This window comes from Shewanella sp. MBTL60-112-B2, from assembly GCF_019655055.1.
Lineage (GTDB): Bacteria > Pseudomonadota > Gammaproteobacteria > Enterobacterales > Shewanellaceae > Shewanella.
Genome location: NZ_BPFA01000036.1, coordinates 1 through 14,902, shown reverse-complemented (window position 1 = coordinate 14,902; position 14,902 = coordinate 1). Strand labels below are relative to the sequence as shown.

The following is a 14,902-nucleotide window of genomic DNA, read 5'->3' as shown; positions in this document are numbered from 1 at the left end:
ATGTTTAACTCTCTTATTAATCAACTTCTTGGCAAGAGTAATAATGAGCAAAGATACCAATTTAGTGCCGATGATGGTGAATTAACCTTCTCTACCACGGATAAGTTAACTAAGTTACTCAATGAGCTTAAAGCCCCTTCTTGGATCCAGCACCAACATGTATTTCTCAACATGCTAGTTGAGCAAGGGTTAGCAGAACCTATTCCAAATGGCTTCATCGTTGAAGATGAAAATGCAGTTCGACTTGATGACGAAGCACGTATTCTGCTGCAATTACCTCCAGCTTGGAATGGAAAAATTAATGCAAAAGTGAAAGGTGAAGTTCGCAGAAACAACTTTAGAGTATCGCTTCAATGTACCGATGATAAAGGCCAATACTCTAGCGCCTATATATTAAAAGGCCCCATCCTTTTCTTTTCTGAACGTCAGCAATATTTGTTAGACAGTGACCAACTAAAAGCCTTTACGGCCCTAACTAGACACAACAAAAGTAAAAAAGAAGAATTTGATAACCTCCAGTTCATTAACCAGTTGCAAGAAGGTACCCAAGCCGGTTTAGAAATCGATTTATCGCATTTCAATGACATCGAAATTATCTCACCAAAGCAAGTCAGCGTGATTGGCGAGCAAGATGCGCAAGGTAATCTGCATTTAGTCCCACAATTAGGTCAAGCCAGCAATACTGATGAAATACGTGCTCGTCTTGGACAAGTCCAAAACGGAGTACACTCTGCGTTAAGAGTAAAAGATCAAATCATTTTACTTGATGAGAAGACACTAAAAGCAACACAAGAAATAATAGAAAACAGAGTCATACCACAATCACAAGTGGCGCAATTTCTTAAAACGCCTCAAGCGTATATTGATGCATCGCTAGTTGATCTAGATACTGGTTTTAGTATCCGAGTTAACGGTGCTTCAACATTTAAACACGCATATTTTGGTGAGACGGATCAACATGAGATTGACTGGTTCGGGCAACTTTCAAAGCTCAGTCTGCCACCAACATCTGATATTACACCACTCATTAAAGATGCAGATCAACTAACCGAATTTGAAGCCACATACACAGATGCTGTAACAGCAGGTGCAGATATGTTGGACTTCAATGAACGAGAAGTCGATATTAGAGATAAAACAGCTATTGATTCACAGCTAGCGTTAAAGCGAAAAGAAATTGAGCAATCACTATTCGATAACTCAGAAGCAGATATTGAACCTGAAAGTGATCATGAAACTTACGTGGTTGATATCGTTCTAAATGATGAAGAGTTAGAAATAGCGTCACCGAGGCTTGAAGAGCAAATCCAACAAGTGCTTTATAAAGAGCCACTAGATTGGAGTAATCATAAAAGAACACCGTTCGAACATCAAAAGTCAGGCGTTCAATGGATTTTAGGCTTAACTCAAAAAACCATTGCCGATAATAAAGTCACTGGCGCTTTGCTTGCTGATGATATGGGCCTAGGCAAAACCTTCGTTTCATTATCAGCAGTATCCCATTACTTTCAACTTAACTCAGCTTCAGGCAAAGATTCAAAGCCAGTACTAATCGTAGCGCCATTGAGCTTACTTGAGAACTGGAAGGACGAAGTCGCAAAAACATTTAGCCAATCACCATTTACCGATATCGTAATACTGCAAGGTAACGCCGACCTAAAAAGATTTAAAATTTCAGGCGCTAGTGCTGAAACTAAAAATCAAAATAGCCATGGCGAAGGACGCCTTGATGAAGCCGATATTAGATATTCATTAAAGGTAGGAAAAAACTTCCATAGTGAGCGACTTGATCAACCTAAACGCTTAGTCATCACAACCTACCAAACGCTAAGAGACTATCAGTTTTCACTTTGTAGAGTGGATTGGTCATTTGTTATTTTTGACGAAGCGCAAAATATAAAAAGCCCTAATACATTACAAACTCGTGCGGCAAAGGGCTTAAAAGCTGAATTTAAGCTACTTGCGACAGGCACACCGGTTGAAAATAGTCTGGCTGATTTTTGGTGTTTAGTTGATACCGCAATGCCTGGCTACTTAGGTAATTACCAAGATTTCCGTCGTAACTATGTTACCCCAATCACTGCGGCTGCAAGTGATGAATTAGACATGGTTAGAAGCGAGGTTGGGCGAAAGCTGCGTTTAAACGTAGGCGCTTTAATGCTTAGAAGGCTTAAGGAAGATAACCTAGCGGATTTACCAGCCAAAAATATATTTGTAGGCCTTAACGACGATCCGGTTTGGGTATATCAGCAACAACTTAGCTCCTATATGGAAAACGAGCAGCTTAATCATTACGAGCAAGTCATCGTTAATAGCCACAACGGTGACTCAAATGCTGCACTAGCTTGTCTGCAACAGCTCAGAGATGTCAGTTTACATCCAAAACTATTCACTAAAGATCAGATTGACGTACCGCAAAAAGAAAAGTCAATTAGCCAGTTTTTAAGCCAATCTAGCAAGTTAGACTCCGTTATTCTGATATTAAACGAAATACGTAATCGTAGAGAAAAAGTCATTATCTTTGCCGTTAATAAGCGCCTACAGGCGTTTCTTAGCATTGCGCTAGCGAGACTTTATCAATTAGAAAAAATATCAGTTATCAATGGTGATGCTAAAGCTGTATCTAAACGGGCCAATGTACCAACTCGTAAAAGTATGATTATCGAGTTCGAAGCTAAAGATGGCTTTAACATTATCATTATGTCACCGGTAGCTGCGGGGGTAGGTTTAACGGTTGTTGGCGCTAATAATGTTATCCATCTGGAAAGGCATTGGAACCCAGCAAAAGAGGCACAAGCGACTGATCGCGTATACAGAATCGGACAGCAAAAGGATGTAAATATCTACGTTCCGATTGCTCACCACCCTAAGTTTGAGTCATTTGATGTCAACCTGCATAAACTGCTATCAACAAAAACCTTGTTAAAAGATGCAGTTGTAACACCTGAAGATATCAGGCCAATACCCGGTGGTATTAATGGACTCAATGACGACACAGTTATTAATCAAAATAACTTTGATAGTCTAAATTGGAAGCAGTTTGAAGCACTTGTCGCACTCACTTTAGCTAAAAGAGCCGTGGCATTTGAAATTACACTGACCGAAGAGTTAGATGATAAGGGAGCAGATGTTATCTTGACTACGCCAGAAGGTGAGCAACTTATTCAGATTAAGCATATCAATAAGGCATTTTACAATGCACAGCGTGCACTCGAAGATCTGTTACAAGCACCGTCTTATTATTTAAATAGTAGTCACAACACACAGCTGATTTTTGTGACCAATGCAACCAATGTTACTGTCACCAGTAGAAAATTTGCCGATAGTCACAATATTCTTGTTTTTGACGGTACTGAAATACTTAATGAAATACAACGTTACCCAAGTACCTACTATGAAGTCGAGCAGCTCCTTTTAAAAGAACGTCATCGTGGTGATATGTAGCCCAATGAATGAGCAAAGAGAAAATACTGCAATAAGTAAGTACTTTTACATCCAAGATCTAACATATTGTGAGGGGGGAAGTGTAAAAAGTGATTTTGCAAATACCCCTAAACAAGCTGAATCGCGGGTTGCATTAAAAGAGGTTGCAGTACACCTTCTCGATCCTATTGTTGACAGGTTTGGTCCAATCACCCTCACCTATGGATTTTGCTCGCCAGAATTAGCGCGAGCAATATCTAAAAATAAAAATCCACATATTGCGCCAAATCTAGACCAGCACGCCTCTCACGAGCTAAATAGCAAAGGAGTGCTAATCTGTCCTCGCCTTGGCGCTGCGGTAGATTTTGTTGTTGATTCAATGCCAAACCAGATGGATGAAGTCGCACAATGGATTGCAGAAAACTTAAAGTTCGATCGTATCTATTACTATGGTAAAACACGGTCACTGCATATCAGCTATGGGCCTGATATGAGTCAGTTTGTACAACTCATGAATACCAATGAAGTCACAGGCCGACGAACGCCAGGTAAACGAGCCATTGGAGACAACGCCTTATCCTTGTTAAAACAGCTTGATTACTAGTTTTGTAATGGCATAGCGTTCAGCCAAAGTGCTATAACTAAAATTAGTGAGTTAACTAAGGCTAACGACAAATACCAAGATGACTGATAACAATTTAGACAGTAAACAAAGTGATAAGCCTAGTCTTTGGCTTACGAGTAAAGAAGCCATGAAGCATTTGGGTTTGTCTGGCTGTGAGCTTATGCATAAGCGTGAACGTGGTGAATTAACATTTAAAAAGCAAGGTAATGCCTACCTGTACTTACTCACGCCAAAAGGTAACTAACTCAAACGTTAAGTATGAAGCAGCAAGCTAGTTAAGGATAAAGCGTGGACGCAACTAAATTTAACCAACTCGTTAGCTCAATCCCTTTAGGGAAGAAACTACCTGAAGCGATCTACCTACATAAAGACTGCTTTCCAGATTTAGATAACACCCTAACTCAATTTATTCTTGCAGTTGGCAGCGCACTTAAAATAGATCCGAATGAGTGGCATATAGTTAAGTTATCACGGAATGAATTCAGACTATCGCTACTCTCCTACCCGACCTTTTTCACAGAAGCTTATCCATCACTCACTCAAAGCGTAACGGTTGACCTCAATAAACTAAGCCACCGTATCGTTGACTACAAAGACGGTGACAATCCGCCAATCCTGCACCGCAAAGAAACCATGCTTCCCGTTCAACATGAATGTTTCGATGAATTTAAAGCAATCACTGAAGAAGGAGAAAATGCCGGACTTTACCAAAATAGCCGCATGATTGGTTTCAAGCAGAGTTGGCTACGCACCATTGAGGCGCATGGCTATACGTTGGTAGACGGCCGTTTATTTCGCAGCTCTGCAGTTATAGATCCAAGCAATACAACAGCACCAAGTATTGAGCGCCATAAAACTGCGATTGTAAGGCACGAGCTCTCCGCACCGATGAAGCAACTCGCCAAGCAAGGCTACCTTAATGGCGAGCATACCATCTTCGATTATGGCTGCGGTCGCGGCGATGATTTAACAGAATTAGAAGCCCACGGATTAGATGCTCTAGGTTGGGATCCAAACTTTCGCCCAGAAGCTGAAAAGGTAAAGTCCGATCTCGTTAATATCGGTTTTGTCATTAATGTGATTGAAGATAAAGTTGAGCGAGATGAAGCACTCCTTGGCGCTTGGGAGCTTACAACAAAATTACTTGTCGTTTCTGCAATGTTAGCCAATGACAAATTTATTAGCCAGTTCACGCCCTATAAAGACGGTGTCATCACATCGATAAATACCTTTCAAAAGTATTATGCGCAATCAGAGCTCAAAGGTTATATAGAGCGCACACTTGATGAAAACGCAATCACTATTGCTCCCGGTATTTTCTACATTTTTAAAGATAAACTTGAAGAGCAACGTTTTCTTTCTGGGCGCTTTAAGCGCCACCATTCATGGAAGCAATTAACGACACCAACTCCAACAAGTGAAGAACAAGCAAGGCTGCTGTTTACGAAACATCACGAGCTACTTAACCGCTTTTGGGACAGATGCTTAGAACTTGGCCGTTTACCCGTTTTAGAAGAGTTTACTGAAACCCCAGAGATAAACGCCGCGATTGGAAACGCCAAGAAAGCACTAAAACTGCTACTACAAGTACAAGGTGAGCAAGCAACTAGAGTATTCGAGGCAGCAATTGCAACTCGGCGAGAGGACTTATTGGTTTATTTTGCTCTATGTCAGTTTGAACAGCATAAAGGCTACACACACTTACCCAATGAGCTGAAGCGAGATATAAAAGTATTCTTCGACACCTATAAAGTTGCCCAAGCAGAAGCTAAAACCCTACTCTACCGGATCGCAAATACCGAAGAGATTGAAAAAGCATGTATTGAAGCACATCAAACACTACCTGCAAGTAAATTAAACGATGGCCACTCTCTTGAACTGCACAAACAATTTCTGCCGCTTCTGCCAGCTTTGCTGAGAGTTTATGTTGGCGCTGCCGTTCAGTTATATGGGGAGTTAGACGAAATAGACATCGTAAAAATCCATATAACATCAGGTAAAGTCAGCTTTATGGGCTACGATAATTTTGACACTAGCCCTCTTCCTGCTCTACGAGAACGTATCAAGGTCAAGATGTGGCAACTTGATGTGGACTTTTTCGATTATGTTGATGAGCACGCAAGACCACCCCTTATCAACAAGCACTTACTGTTAGCATCTAATGACGAGACTTATAAAAAGCAGTTAAGTTTTGATAAGAGGTTAGGCAAGCTGCTAGGGCTTAATGAGCATGACAATGTGTTTATGTCCAAATGTGAATTTGACTCAAAGCTATTAATGTTAAACAAAAAAATCATTGGATTTACCATTAAATCTGTAACATGATGCAACTTTAATTGTTAATGAGTTTCTCATGTTACCGCTCCCGTCCAGTAATAAACTCGATATTCCTGCCTTAAGCCGAATATTCGACAATACAACCAACTCCTACAAGCTACTTTTCTTTCGTGCTTTACTTAGCTTGATTCAGGATGGGAAAACGCAGGACGGAAAAATTAACAGCACTGAACTGGCGCATTACTTATTAGCTCACGCTTGGGTACCATCAGTCTATTTTAAATTAAACCTCGGCACTCAAGATCAAATTGTTCAACACCTCTACGACCTAAATTTAGTAGCAGTCGACCTGTCACAGCATAAAGGTAAGCCCTTTACACTATTGCTCGAAAAGTTAGCCAAAACTAACAACGCTAAGATTAACAAACAAGTTTTAAAGTATGTGCCATACCGTTTACTTCAACCCTTCTTTAGTGCCGAATTACAAGGCAAAAAGGATGCCGAAAAAAATAACCTAACGTATGAACTATCACAAAGTCAGTTCGACATTGTTAAACCTATTTACAAAATTTCCTTTATTGAAGAATGTAATTTACCCCAAATAACATTACACCCAGACTGGTATGAGTACTTATGCAATAACATCATTTTAGTTCAAGGTTGGGCCGAGCTAAATTGGATTCGTTACTTACAGCGAAAAAACCCAAACACGCCTTCGATAAGCAATAAACTGACGTTGAATACTAAACGTGAATCATTAGTTAAGCAGCGGAAATTTTGGGATGAATTTATCTCGCAACATCAACCCAAATGCATTTTTACCGGAGAGCAACTTAGCACTGCCAATTACGAATTAGACCATTTTGTACCTTGGTCCTATGTTGCCCATAATCAGTTTTGGAACCTCTTGCCTATATTAAACAGCTGTAACTCGTCTAAAAGTAACAAACTACCAGACAAATGCTTTTTACAGGACTTTACAAAGCTACATTTTGAAGCTGTTACTATGGCAATAAAGCACCGACGTATTGACATCATTGATGACTATATAACCATCCTTCAGTGCCCAAAAAGCGAATTAACTGACAAACTGAAATTCACTGGCAAGCTGAGCCACGTATTACAAACAGTGCTGGACTCTGCAGGCTTACAAGGGTTTGAGCCAAACTGGAAGTGGACTAAATCAGAGTCAAACCAACACTGTATACCTAACCAGTTATAAATTGTAATTCCTCCGTGCATTGCATCTAATAATCATCTAGAATATTCACCCTCCTCGTTATACCTATAACGTCTTACTATATGTTTGACGTGATAAGTTGACGTACTAAGATTTAACTAACGTCATATTTAACGTTAGGAGTTTCATATGAAAAGCCCACAAGATGGTTATTGTTTTTCGTTTCCAGCAGTTAGAGGCATTCAAGCAGGAAAGCCCTTTTATATAGCAACTTGTCCTCTTAGCACTATTCCCAAGATCTTCGTTTTTGACGAAGAAGAAGTGCCACCAGAGTTGCGTGCCCAGCGAACGTTAAACAAATCACGTATCCCTGAAATGGTACGTTATTTAGTAGAAAACCCAAAAGACTACGTTTTTTCAGCGCTAACTGTATCTGTTGCGTCTACAGTGATATTCGAAGAAAGTGATCACAACAACACCCCAAATCTAGGTACGTTGAAAGTCCCCATGGACGCACAGATCCTAATTAATGATGGACAACATAGACGTGCAGCAATTGAAGCAGCAATCAAAGAGCAACCAGAGATTGCACACGATAATATTGCAGTATTGTTTTTTGTCGATGAAGGACTGAAACGCAGCCAACAGATGTTTGCAGATCTAAACAAATATGCAGTAAAACCCAGCCCTTCTCTGGCAGCTCTTTATGATAGTCGCGATGAAAGCGCCGAGCTTGCAAGGTATCTAGCGCAAAATGTTAAACCTTTCGAAGGTTTTACTGAAATGGAAAAATCCAGCATAAGCTCAAAAAGCGGCAAACTATTTACCTTAAGCAGCTTAAAGCAAGCTAATAGAGCTCTGCTAGGTAAAGGTGTTAAAGACAGCTTCACTGAAGAAGAGAAACAGTTAGCCGCTGACTATTGGCAAGCAGTATTTGCAGAAACACCTGAATGGCAAATGGTAATAAATAAAGAATTATCTCCTTCGCAGTTTAGGCAAGAGTATGTGCATGCGCACGGCGTTGGCCTCCATGCGTTGGGTGCATTAGGTTGCTCATTAATCACAGCGCAACCTGATGACTGGAAAGAAACAATTAAGCAGTTAAAAAATGTAGATTGGCGTAAATCCAACCCTGTATGGGCCAACCGCAGCATGTTACATGGCAAGTTAAGCAAAGCGTCAACCAACATAATGTTGACGACAAATGCACTCAAGCAAAGCTTATCTCTATCATTAACGCCGGAAGAACGCGCTCTAGAAAATAAACATATACCAAGTAGTGAGGCATCCAATGGCTGATTTATTCCAAGCCGATGCGCTAGATGATGAGCAGTTAGAATATATTCAAAATGAATTCTTTGCTGGTTTCAAGCGATACAAAAACAGCGATACGTTACCAGCAGGTCTCGATAAATACGACAAACTCGATGATTCTTTAAAGCATCAAGTTAGTATCAATTTATGTCGAGAACTATTGCGTGAACAAAAGAATAACGAAGGCTTTCCGTTAAAACACTTTATCGATGATGTTCAAAGTGTTTATTGTTCTGATAACCGCCCTTGGGTAATTGGCTACAGTGGTGGTAAAGATTCATCAGCCGTTGTCACGCTCATTTACCTAGCTCTGCTATCACTTGATGAATCTAAGCGCACCAAGCCAGTATATGTTGTGGCATCAGACACATTGGTAGAAACTCCATTGGTTGTCGATCATGTAAATCGTTCACTTGAAAGCATTGGCAATAATGCCAAGAAAGATGGTCTACCGTTAACAACACATAAAGTATTACCAAAACCGCACCAAACGTTTTGGTCATGTTTACTGGGTAAAGGTTACCCTGCACCAACTCAAAGTTTCCGTTGGTGTACTGAGCGCATGAAAATCGATCCTGTTAGTGACTTTATTAAAGATAAGGTATCACAGCATGACGAAGTGATTGTTATTTTAGGCTCTCGCAGCCAAGAAAGTGCGTCTCGTGCGCAGGTTATCGCCAAGCATAAAATTGAGAACACTCGACTAGCTCGTCACACCACGCTAGCCAATGCATTTATCTATACCCCAATTGATACCTGGAGTATGGACGACGTATGGAAGCTAATTCGCGCCTGTAGTTTAGAGGTGACCATTTCACCGATGGGGATAGGTAAAAAGTGGGCTGATGAATATGGTCTTGAATGGGAAAACCCATGGGGTGGTAAAAACCTTACTCTATGGAATCTATATAAAGATTCATCAGACCAAGGCGAATGCCCTATGGTTATCGACGATAGTACGCCTTCATGCGGTAACTCACGCTTCGGTTGCTGGACATGTACCGTGGTCACAAAAGACCGTGCAATGGAAAGCTTGATCCAAAATGGTGAAGAATGGATGCAACCACTGCTGACATTCCGTAATAAGTTGGCAGAAACGAATGTGCCTGCAAACAAAGATATCTACCGCAATTACAAACGACGCCAAGGTAAAGTCAATTATCAACGCGTAAAGGACGGCCAAGAATTATCTGAAGAGCGCGCACACGTTCCCGGTCCTTATTGGCTTAAATACCGTAAAGAGTGGTTAACTGAACTGTTAGTGCAACAAAGAGAGTTCAATAAAGATGGCTATTCAGTCACCTTAGTTACCGAGCCTGAACTACACGCTATTCGTCAAGAATGGTTAAACGATCCAAACGAACCAGATTGGGCTGACTCACTACCAAAAATCTATCGCGAAGTATTTGGTGTCAACCTTAATTGGGTAATTAACGACAACTCCAGTTTTGGTGAAGTTGAAGCGCAGATTCTTACCGATTTAGGCGAGCAATATAACGTTGAGCCTGAAATGGTACAAAAGCTTTTGGATCTTGAGCTTTCTTTAGAAGGCCTAAGTCGTCGTACCGGTGTATTCGATAAACTAGGTACGCTACTAAGGCAAGACTGGGGCACGCTTGATGAAATCAAACAGCGCCACGCTCAACTGCAAAGTAAGTCAGATTTTGATATCCATAAAGATCAAATCGACAAATATGAACGTGAAATTCTTGAGCTAGAAAAGCAAGCCAAGGTGGAGTTTTAAGATGATAATCAAAAGCCTGGTGATCAATAACTTTCGAGTCTTTCGTGGCGTACACGAGATTGACTTAGAACCAAGAGTAACCCGTAAACACCAAACGGCTGCATCGCCTATCGTGTTATTTGGTGGATTAAATGGTGCAGGTAAAACCTCTATTTTATCTGCAGTCCGTGTTGCCTTGTACGGACGCGCAGCATTTGGTCGCGGCATGAACTCAGCTCAATATCAAGAACAGCTAGATGCACTGATTCATAATGGTGTCGGCATTAGTGCAGATAAAGCCTCTATCCAACTTATCTTTACTCATAGCCAAAATGGTGTTGAAAGCGAGTATCGCGTCACCCGCGGTTGGAAGCGTGGCCAAAAAGATAAATTAGTTCTAGAGCAGAACAACACTGAACTCAGCAGTATGAGTTACGAGCAATGCCAAAGCTTCCTTAATGAGCTTATTCCTCCGGGGATCTCAGACCTATTCTTCTTCGACGGGGAAAAAATTGCCGATCTTGCAGAAGATGAATCCGGTGAAGTATTGCAAACAGCAGTTAGACGCCTTTTAGGTATTGATGTTGCTGAGCGTTTGCGTAGTGATTTAGCTATCTATCTAAAACGCCATGATGCCGCAGCAATGCCAGATAACATCAAAGCTCAAATTGAAAAGTTAGAATCTGATCGCACAGCAGCAGAACATGCCGCAGTTGAGCTAACCAACAAAGCATCATTGTGCCGTGCAAAAATCGAACTAATAGCTAAAGATATCGAAAAGACCGAACTTGCTCTATCTTCACGAGGTGGTGCTTGGGCACAAAGCCGTGAGCAAGAAAAGGCTAAACAGTTTGAACTAGACGCTGAACGCAAAGAACTAGAAAAAACACTACGGTCGGAGATGGAAGGTGACCTACCATTTGCATTGGCCCCCAATGCAATGCAAGCACTACTCACTCAATTAGAAGCCGAAAAGAAAGCTAAGCAAGCTGATAGTTTTAACTCTGAACTAAAGGGCTTCTTAACTGAATTAGAGCAGAAGTTATCATTCTCGCTATCTAATTCTTTTGTCGCATTAGAAACAATAAAAGAATGTTTAAATGAGCGTGAATCACAGCAGGTTAAGACTGATATTCAGCTTGATTTAGCAGATAGAGAATACGATCAAATAAAAGCGCAGATTAACAACCAAGCGCCCTCTTCCTATAAGCGCTTCGACGAAGCACGTAAACGCCTAACTATAGTTGAAGAGCAGCTTGATTCAATCTCAATTAATATTGCCCGCGCACCAGAGCAAGAACAACTGGAGACGCAACTTGAAGCGTTAAAAGAGCTTAACAGCCGTCGTACCGCTGCAATTGTAGAGCATAGAGATACCACTGAAGCGGCGAAACGAAAATACCGTGAAGCAATTGATTACGCGCGCAAAGTACAAAAGCTGCATGACAAGCATAAAGTCGCCTCTACCGCTGAAGCATCGCTAACAAACGCGCAAAATACTCATGCATTGTTAGCTGAATTCAGTGAGCAACTGACTGCCGTACGTGTTAAACAACTAGAAGCTGAGTTTATCAAAAGCTATCAAAAGCTGGCACGTAAAGAAGACCTAAAGCTTTCAGCACGCATCAACACTACTACCTTTGACGTTGAGTTAATCGATGAGAATCAACACACCATTAGCCGTAAAGGCCTGTCTGCCGGTGAAAAACAGATCTACGCTATTTCAATTCTCGAAGCATTAGGTAAAACATCGGGTAAGAAACTGCCAATTATTATAGATACGCCGCTAGGTCGACTCGACTCAAAACACAGAGATAAGCTGATTGAGCACTACTTCCCTGAGGCGAGCCATCAGGTGATAATTCTGTCTACCGATACCGAGATTGATGAAGCATACTTTGGTGAAGATTATCTAAAAGATGATATTTCTCATGCCTTTGAGATCCAGTTTGATGGCGCCACTAAATCATCTAAACTGCGTGAAGGTTATTTCTGGGAACAAAACTCTGCTCATAATGAAGTACAACAAAATTCAGTAGTAGGAGCCAACTAATGCTACCAAATAGGATGAACCTAAATCGCTCTACTGAAGAGCAGTTGAAAAAACTTAAGCAGTTTACTGGCATTACACCAAACGTATCTGCGCGTATCGCTTTTTTCCGCTCAATCGAGTCAGACTTCAGGTATCGCGGCCAAGAAGCCAAGCTCGATGGCTCACTAATTTTAGATAAGTTTACTTGGTTAGGTGAAACTAATGAAGTCACTGAATTAATGCTAAAAATGTACTACCCAGAGCTAGATTCAAAAGCATATCAGCAAGCCTGGGCAGCTCATGTTGAGGATGGAATAGCATCCTTAAGAAACCACAAACAGTTATCATGTATCTCTGAGGCTATAACTCTATGACTAAAATGGAGGAAACTTCTAATACGAAGCATTCTGGCCAGATGAACTCATCTTGTAATTCCTTAGCTGAATTACATACAATTATTAATGTTATCCCAAAAGATAAGAAAGAGGAAAAATCAAACTTTATTGGTTTATCAGCTAGTGAGTTTACTGGTTTAACATCTAGCGCAACAGTTTTCATTTCACTTTTTGTTGCTCTATTTACAGTTATAAAGTACTCAAAAGATCATAAACATCAACTAAATCTTTTGCAAAGAGAGAAAGACAAAGAAGATATTTTAAAAGCGAAAGAAAAGATTGAAAAGTTTTACGGTCCACTGAATGCTTATTTAGAAGAATCAAGAGTTATATATGAACACTTCGCTAACGATGAAAAAAAACACCTCAAAAAACAAGGTGAATACTTCAGGACGCTGCGCTACTTAACAAATAAGCCAGAAAGCAAAACCAAAGGAATTGATAGATTTAAACTACATGACCAAGAGTTACTTAATCACATATTAAACATATCAGACAGAATTATAAAGTTAATTGAAGAGAACAGCGGCTATATAGACAACTCAGCTTTACATCCATTGCTAGGGAAATTAGCTGCGCATTACAGAATAATTAAATCTGCAAGCGAAGGTAAGCTAACAGACCAAGCAGAACACTTAGAAAATATCGTTTTCCCACTTGAGATAAATGGTGCTATAAATAGTGAGATTTATAAACTAACAAAAATTATTAACAACAGCAAAGAAGCTACTGTACTAACAAATAAAACTATCGATTTTTACAATAAAAATCATCTTGACTATTACCTTCAAACTAGTAACTCATCTGATATGAAGTTTACATATGATATAGTGCGAGAATTTGTACCGAATGGTTCTAAAATTTTAGACGCTGGTTGTGGTGTAGGAAGAGACACAAAGTATTTTATTCAACATGGATTCAAAGTCGTATCATTTGATGCTTCAAAAAATATGGTAGAAATGTGTAATGAATACCCTTTTGCATGTTGTGAGCACTTATCTTTTGAAATCATCAAGTATCCACCAGTATTTGACTTAGTTTGGGCATGTGCTTCATTACTGCATTTAAATGAAACAGAGTTCCAAAGTGCATTAACCAAACTTCATAGATCTTTAAAACCTAGTGGGATCTTATATTTCTCACTAAAGTCAAAAGTTGACAAGTCAAAAAGCAAGGGAAGAGATTTTTTTCAACACGATTTCCAAAGAGTAAAAACGATATTAGAGTCCAATTTGAGCATGACACATATCAAATCATGGTCTACAGTTAGTTCCATTTCAGGAGCTGAAATATTTGAAAACTATATTTTTAGAAAATGAATTAAAAGATGCCATTAAATTAACCAGCGTTAGCCCCTAATAATTTAGGGGCTAATAAATAAAACTAAGTGAGAGCGTATAAAAACTATACTTACCCACTTTAAATTTAAGTATAGCCTGTAACTAAATGTACATATCGTTAGTTACATTTTACGCAAATTCTACACTCATAAAACTAGGGTAGTATTTATAAATTTTTGAAAATGCAGCTATATCTTCATCTGAATATATTTCAATTGGAAACTGTTCTCTGTTTATTTCACCAGATATAGGCATAGCATTTTGTAACCTACTAACTTCCTTTACAGTTAAATTCGGAATATTGATTTTATATGACTCGTCCGATGCCCTGCTAAACACATCTGCCTGAAAGTTACAACTCTCAATTTTCGGTTTATCTTTATTCTGATAGAAAACCCAGCCTAAAGTGGCCATGTCGGCACCATCTTTGTATTGAAAATATATTATTTGTTCAAATGACCATTTTTCGGGAAATTCTAGCGCTGAATTTTTATTACTGAGAACATTTTTTATCTTTATAACGAATATATCTCTTACTATTTTTGAAAAAGTCTCAGCCTTAGCCAGTTTTGTTTCAGGGATGCTATCAGGAA

The 14,902-nt window shown here is 39.8% G+C and carries 11 protein-coding genes; 10 read left to right on the top strand and 1 reads right to left on the bottom strand.

All coding sequences use genetic code 11. The features are described from left to right. The 10 genes from K5Q73_RS18330 (at nt 1) to K5Q73_RS18285 (ending at nt 14,288) form a co-directional block, all read left to right on the top strand. Nucleotides 1-3,444 (top strand): SNF2-related protein, encoded by a 3,444-nt coding sequence (locus K5Q73_RS18330; protein ID WP_220763113.1) that lies wholly within the window; start codon nt 1-3, stop codon nt 3,442-3,444. A gap of 4 nt (nt 3,445-3,448) precedes the next feature. Next, nucleotides 3,449-4,027 (top strand): hypothetical protein, encoded by a 579-nt coding sequence (locus K5Q73_RS18325; RefSeq protein ID WP_220763111.1) that lies wholly within the window; start codon nt 3,449-3,451, stop codon nt 4,025-4,027. Nucleotides 4,028-4,106: 79 nt separating this feature from the next. Further along, nucleotides 4,107-4,292: a hypothetical protein gene (locus K5Q73_RS18320; RefSeq protein WP_220763104.1), complete on the top strand. Its 186-nt coding sequence runs from the start codon at nt 4,107-4,109 to the stop codon at nt 4,290-4,292. Between the two features lie 44 nt (nt 4,293-4,336). Then, complete coding sequence (locus tag K5Q73_RS18315; protein WP_220763101.1) at nt 4,337-6,373, top strand: DNA phosphorothioation-associated putative methyltransferase; 2,037 nt, start codon at nt 4,337-4,339, stop codon at nt 6,371-6,373. A 28-nt stretch (nt 6,374-6,401) separates the two neighbouring features. Further along, nucleotides 6,402-7,547, top strand: a complete 1,146-nt coding sequence (locus tag K5Q73_RS18310; RefSeq protein WP_220763099.1) for an HNH endonuclease domain-containing protein — start codon at nt 6,402-6,404, stop codon at nt 7,545-7,547. A gap of 147 nt (nt 7,548-7,694) precedes the next feature. Continuing rightward, a complete protein-coding gene (dndB, locus tag K5Q73_RS18305; RefSeq protein WP_220763097.1) occupies nt 7,695-8,804 on the top strand; it encodes a DNA sulfur modification protein DndB in 1,110 nt (369 codons plus the stop codon). Then, nucleotides 8,797-10,563: a DNA phosphorothioation system sulfurtransferase DndC gene (locus K5Q73_RS18300; protein ID WP_220763096.1), complete on the top strand. Its 1,767-nt coding sequence runs from the start codon at nt 8,797-8,799 to the stop codon at nt 10,561-10,563. Before dndB ends, K5Q73_RS18300 begins: the two co-directional genes overlap by 8 nt. A 1-nt stretch (nt 10,564) precedes the next feature. Next, nucleotides 10,565-12,595, top strand: a complete 2,031-nt coding sequence (gene dndD / locus K5Q73_RS18295) for a DNA sulfur modification protein DndD (protein WP_220763094.1) — start codon at nt 10,565-10,567, stop codon at nt 12,593-12,595. After that, the gene (gene dndE, locus K5Q73_RS18290) at nt 12,595-12,948 is read left to right on the top strand and encodes a DNA sulfur modification protein DndE (protein ID WP_220763085.1); all 354 of its coding nucleotides are present in this window, start codon (nt 12,595-12,597) and stop codon (nt 12,946-12,948) included. The genes dndD and dndE overlap by 1 nt, the downstream gene beginning before the upstream one ends. Continuing rightward, nucleotides 12,945-14,288, top strand: a complete 1,344-nt coding sequence (locus tag K5Q73_RS18285; protein WP_220763083.1) for a bifunctional 2-polyprenyl-6-hydroxyphenol methylase/3-demethylubiquinol 3-O-methyltransferase UbiG — start codon at nt 12,945-12,947, stop codon at nt 14,286-14,288. Before dndE ends, K5Q73_RS18285 begins: the two co-directional genes overlap by 4 nt. 150 nt (nt 14,289-14,438) lie before the next feature. On the opposite strand, the gene K5Q73_RS18280 is transcribed toward K5Q73_RS18285, so the two are convergent. Continuing rightward, nucleotides 14,439-14,902, bottom strand: a 464-nt coding sequence (locus K5Q73_RS18280) for an O-methyltransferase (protein ID WP_220766161.1), incomplete at its 5' end; no start/stop codon positions are given.

What these genes read in the sequence shown, in the direction of transcription:
- K5Q73_RS18300 (WP_220763096.1), top strand. Translation starts at nt 8,797, where the DNA reads ATGGCTGATTTATTCCAAGCCGATGCGCTAGATGATGAGCAGTTAGAA.
- K5Q73_RS18285 (WP_220763083.1), top strand. Translation starts at nt 12,945, where the DNA reads ATGACTAAAATGGAGGAAACTTCTAATACGAAGCATTCTGGCCAGATG.
- dndE (WP_220763085.1), top strand. Translation starts at nt 12,595, where the DNA reads ATGCTACCAAATAGGATGAACCTAAATCGCTCTACTGAAGAGCAGTTG.
- K5Q73_RS18330 (WP_220763113.1), top strand. Translation starts at nt 1, where the DNA reads ATGTTTAACTCTCTTATTAATCAACTTCTTGGCAAGAGTAATAATGAG.
- K5Q73_RS18310 (WP_220763099.1), top strand. Translation starts at nt 6,402, where the DNA reads ATGTTACCGCTCCCGTCCAGTAATAAACTCGATATTCCTGCCTTAAGC.
- K5Q73_RS18325 (WP_220763111.1), top strand. Translation starts at nt 3,449, where the DNA reads ATGAATGAGCAAAGAGAAAATACTGCAATAAGTAAGTACTTTTACATC.
- dndD (WP_220763094.1), top strand. Translation starts at nt 10,565, where the DNA reads ATGATAATCAAAAGCCTGGTGATCAATAACTTTCGAGTCTTTCGTGGC.
- dndB (WP_220763097.1), top strand. Translation starts at nt 7,695, where the DNA reads ATGAAAAGCCCACAAGATGGTTATTGTTTTTCGTTTCCAGCAGTTAGA.
- K5Q73_RS18320 (WP_220763104.1), top strand. Translation starts at nt 4,107, where the DNA reads ATGACTGATAACAATTTAGACAGTAAACAAAGTGATAAGCCTAGTCTT.